Source organism: Streptomyces sp. NPDC059456, assembly GCF_042750055.1.
Taxonomy (GTDB): domain Bacteria; phylum Actinomycetota; class Actinomycetes; order Streptomycetales; family Streptomycetaceae; genus Streptomyces.
Map to the genome: position 1 here is coordinate 1 of NZ_JBHYVA010000228.1, position 4,393 is coordinate 4,393.

4 protein-coding genes are annotated in these 4,393 nt (G+C 74.7%); all 4 read left to right on the top strand.

Annotation, left to right across the window (positions count from 1 at the left end):
• Window positions 1–1,822: carbamoyltransferase HypF (gene hypF, locus ACFXA3_RS20710; RefSeq protein ID WP_385188685.1), on the top strand; the 1,822-nt coding region annotated here is incomplete at its 5' end.
• On the top strand, window positions 1,791–2,144 hold the full coding sequence (locus ACFXA3_RS20715; protein WP_385188687.1) for a HypC/HybG/HupF family hydrogenase formation chaperone: 354 nt from the start codon (window positions 1,791–1,793) through the stop codon (window positions 2,142–2,144). The genes hypF and ACFXA3_RS20715, both read left to right, overlap by 32 nt.
• A complete protein-coding gene (gene hypD, locus ACFXA3_RS20720) occupies window positions 2,141–3,274 on the top strand; it encodes a hydrogenase formation protein HypD (RefSeq protein ID WP_385188689.1) in 1,134 nt (377 codons plus the stop codon). Before ACFXA3_RS20715 ends, hypD begins: the two co-directional genes overlap by 4 nt.
• A gap of 67 nt (window positions 3,275–3,341) precedes the next feature.
• The gene (gene hypE, locus ACFXA3_RS20725; protein WP_385188704.1) at window positions 3,342–4,331 is read left to right on the top strand and encodes a hydrogenase expression/formation protein HypE; all 990 of its coding nucleotides are present in this window, start codon (window positions 3,342–3,344) and stop codon (window positions 4,329–4,331) included.
• Window positions 4,332–4,393 lie beyond the last annotated feature (62 nt).

Genomic DNA, 4,393 nt, shown 5'->3' on the forward strand with positions numbered 1-4,393 from the left:
GCTGCGGCTCCACGCCGGGTCACCACCGCGCGAGGAGGCCTGCGCCGACCCCGTGGCCGAGGCCCGCCGGCTGCTGGCCGACGGGGCGATCCTCGCGGTCAAGGGCCTCGGCGGATACCACCTCGCCTGCGACGCCACGCACGCCGGCGCCGTGGCCGAGCTGCGGCGCCGCAAGGCCCGCGGGGACAAGCCGTTCGCCCTGATGGCCCGCGACCCCGCCGACGTAGGGCACCTGGTCCACCTCGGCCCGGCCGAACGGGAGCTGCTGACCGGGCCCGCCCGGCCCATCGTCCTGCTGCGCCGCCGCCCCGCGGCCGGCGCCGGGGACCCGGTGGCCGAGGACGTCGCCCCGCGCTGCCCCGACCTCGGGGTGATGCTCCCGTACACGCCCGTGCACCACCTGCTGCTCGGGCTGCCCGGCGACCCGCCCGGCCCGCGCCTGCTCGTCATGACCAGCGGCAACCTCTCGGGCGAACCCATCGTCACCGACGACGCCGAGGCCCTGGACCGGCTCGGCCACCTCGCCGACGCCTGGCTCACCCACGACCGCCCCATCCACGTGCCCTGCGACGACTCGGTGCTGCGCGTCTGCGACGGCGAACCGCTGACCGTGCGCCGCTCGCGCGGGTACGCCCCGCTGCCCCTGGACCTGCCGCTGCCCGTACCGCCGGTGCTGGCCGCCGGGGGAGACCTCAAGAACGCGTTCTGCCTCGGCGAGGGCCGCAAGGCCTGGCTGTCCGCGCACATCGGCGACATGGACGACCTGGCCACCCGGTACGCCTTCGAACGCGCCGAGCAGCAGCTGGAGTCCATCACCGGGGTGCGCCCCGCACTGCTCGCCGCCGACCGCCACCCCGGCTACCGCTCCGCCGGCTGGGCCCGGCGCGCGGCCGGCGCCCGGCCGCTGGTCCGCGTCCAGCACCACCACGCCCACATCGCCTCCGCCATGGCCGAACACGGCCTGGCCGGCGAGGATCCCGTGATCGGCATCGCCTTCGACGGCACGGGGTACGGGGACGACGGCGCGGTGTGGGGCGGCGAGGTCCTCCTCGCCGACTACGCCGGATACCGCCGGTTCGCCCACCTCGCCTACGTGCCACTGCCGGGCGGCGACGCCGCCGTACTGCGCCCGTACCGCATGGCGCTGTCCCATCTGCGGGCCGCCGGCCTGCCGTGGTCGCCGGACCTCCCCTGCACTGCGGCCTGCCCGCCCGAGGAACTGCGCGTACTGGAGCGCCAGTTGGAGCGCGGGCTGCACTGCGCCCCGACGTCCAGCATGGGACGGCTCTTCGACGCGGTCTCCTCCCTGGCCGGTGTGTGCCACCTCGCCGGATACGAGGCCCAGGCCGCGATCGAGCTGGAATCCGCCGCCCTCGCCGCGCCCGCGGGGGCCGCCGGCACCGGGTACGCCTTCGCGCTGCACCCGGCGGGCGCGGACGACGGGGCCCCGGTCACGGCCGATCCGGCCCCCGTCCTGGCCGCGGTCGTGGCCGACGTACGGGCGGGAACGCCCGCGCCGCTGATCGCCGCGCGCTTCCACGCGGCGGTCGCCGGCCTCGTGCGCAGCCTCGCCGTCCGCGCCCGCGAGCGGCACGGACTCGACACCGTCGCCCTCACCGGCGGGGTGTTCGCGAACACCGTGCTCTCCAGCGCCTGCGCCCGCCTGCTGCGCGGGCGCGGTTTCACCGTCCTGCGCCACCACCGCGTCCCGCCGAACGACGGCGGGCTGGCCCTCGGCCAGCTCATGGTGGCGGCCCGCACCCCGCACCACCCACAGCAAGGAGAGGGCCATGTGCCTGGCGGTACCCGGCAGAGTGCTTGAGATCGGGGAGAAGGACGGCACCCGCATGGCGACCGTCGACTTCGGCGGCGTGGTCAAGGAGGTGTGCCTGGAGTACCTGCCGGACCTGCAGGTCGGCGAGTACGCCATCGTGCACGTCGGATTCGCGCTCCAGCGCCTCGACGAGGAGTCGGCCCGCCAGACCCTCGAACTGTTCTCGCAACTCGGCATGCTCCAGGAGGAGTTCGGCGACCCCTGGGAGCGGGCGGCAGCCGAGGCGGGAGTGCAGGACTGGCCGTTCGCCGACGACGTCGCGCAGCAGCCGCAGGCCGGCGACGCCGTACAGGAGGCGCAGCAGCAGTGAAGTACATCGAGGAATTCCAGGACCCCGCTCTGGCCCGCCGGCTGCTCGACGACATCCGTGCGACCGTCACCCGCCCCTGGGCGCTGATGGAGGTCTGCGGCGGCCAGACCCACACCATCATCCGGCACGGCATCGACCAACTCCTGCCCGAGCAGATCGAGTTGATCCACGGTCCGGGCTGCCCGGTGTGCGTGACCCCGCTGGAGGTCATCGACAAGGCGCTGGAGATCGCCTCCCGCCCCGAGGTGATCTTCTGCTCGTTCGGCGACATGCTCCGCGTCCCCGGCACCGGCCGCGACCTGTTCCAGGTGCGCAGCGAGGGCGGCGACGTACGGGTGGTGTACTCCCCGCTCGACGCCCTGCAGATCGCCCGGCAGAACCCGGGGCGCGAGGTGGTGTTCTTCGGCATCGGCTTCGAAACGACCGCGCCGCCCAACGCCATGACGGTGTACCAGGCGAAGAAGCTCGGGATCCGCAACTTCAGCCTGCTCGTCTCCCACGTCCGGGTGCCCCCGGCCATCGAGGCGATCATGACCTCCCCGAGCTGCCGGGTCCAGGGCTTCCTCGCCGCCGGACACGTGTGCAGCGTCATGGGCATGGCGGAGTACCCGGAGCTGGCGGCGCGCCACCGGGTCCCCATCGTGGTCACCGGCTTCGAGCCGCTCGACATCCTCGAAGGCGTACGCCGGGCCGTACGGCAGCTCGAGCGCGGCGAGCACACCGTGGACAACGCCTACGCGCGCGCCGTCCGCCCGGAGGGGAACCCGGCCGCGCTCGCCATGCTGGAGGACGTCTTCGAGGTCACCGACCGGGCCTGGCGCGGCATCGGCGTGATCCCGGACAGCGGCTGGCGGCTGTCCGGCCGCTACCGCGCGTACGACGCCGAGCACCGCTTCTCGGTGACGGACATCGCCACCGAGGAACCCGCCGAGTGCCGCAGCGGGGAGGTCCTCCAGGGGCTGATCAAACCGCACGAGTGCGAGGCCTTCGGCACCACCTGCACCCCGCGCACCCCGCTCGGCGCCACGATGGTCTCCAGCGAGGGCGCGTGCGCCGCGTACTACCTCTACCGGCGCCTGGACCTCGCGCCGGCCCGCACCGCACCGCTGGAGGCGAGCCCCGTTGTCTGAGACCGCCGCACTCGACGTCACGGGCTGGACCTGCCCCGCCCCGCTGCGGGACCGCCCCCGGGTGGTGATGGGCCACGGAGGCGGCGGAGCGCTCTCCGCCGAGCTCGTCCAGCACGTCTTCGCACCCGCCTTCGGCGGTGAGGTGCTCGGCCAGATGGGAGATTCCGCCGCGGTCACCCTCGGCGGGGCGCGCCTGGCCTTCTCCACCGACTCGTACGTGGTGCGGCCGCTGTTCTTCCCCGGCGGCAGCATCGGCGACCTCGCGGTCAACGGCACGGTCAACGACCTGGCCATGAGCGGGGCCCGGGCCGCCTACCTGTCCTGCGGGTTCATCCTCGAAGAGGGCGTCGAGCTGTCCGTGGTGGCCCGGGTCTCCGAGGCCCTGGGGGCGGCCGCGCGCACCGCGGGCGTCGAGGTGGCCACCGGCGACACCAAGGTCGTGGAAGCCGGGCACGGCGACGGCATCTACCTCAACACCTCGGGCATCGGCCTCATCCCCGACGGGGTGGACCTGCGCCCGCAGCGCGTGGTCCCGGGCGACGTCGTCATCGTCAGCGGGGAGATCGGCCTGCACGGCGTGGCCATCATGAGCGTCCGCGAGGGGCTCGGCTTCGGAGTGGAGATCGAGAGCGACTGCGCGCCCCTGGGCGGACTCGTCCAGGCCATGCTCGCCGTCACCCCCGACCTGCACGTCCTGCGCGACCCCACGCGCGGCGGGCTGGCGGCCGCCCTGAACGAGATCGCCGCCGCGTCCGGTACCGGGGTCGTCGTCCAGGAGGGCCGGGTGCCGGTTCCCGACGCCGTGGGCAACGCCTGCGCGATCCTCGGCCTCGATCCCTTCTACGTCGCCAACGAGGGCAAGCTGGTCGCCTTCGTGCCCCGCGAGCACGCCGAAGCCGTCCTCGACGCGATGCGCGCCCACCCGCTGGGCCGCCGCGCCGCGGTGATCGGCGAGGCGGTCGAGGCGCACCCCGGCCTCGTCGTGGCCCGCACCGGCCTCGGCGGCACCCGCGTGGTCGACCTGCCGATCGGGGAGCAGCTTCCCCGGATCTGCTGACCGCGGTCTCCCGGTGCCCGCGGGGGCGCCGCGGGCCGCGGGCGGCGGGGGGCGCGGCGCGG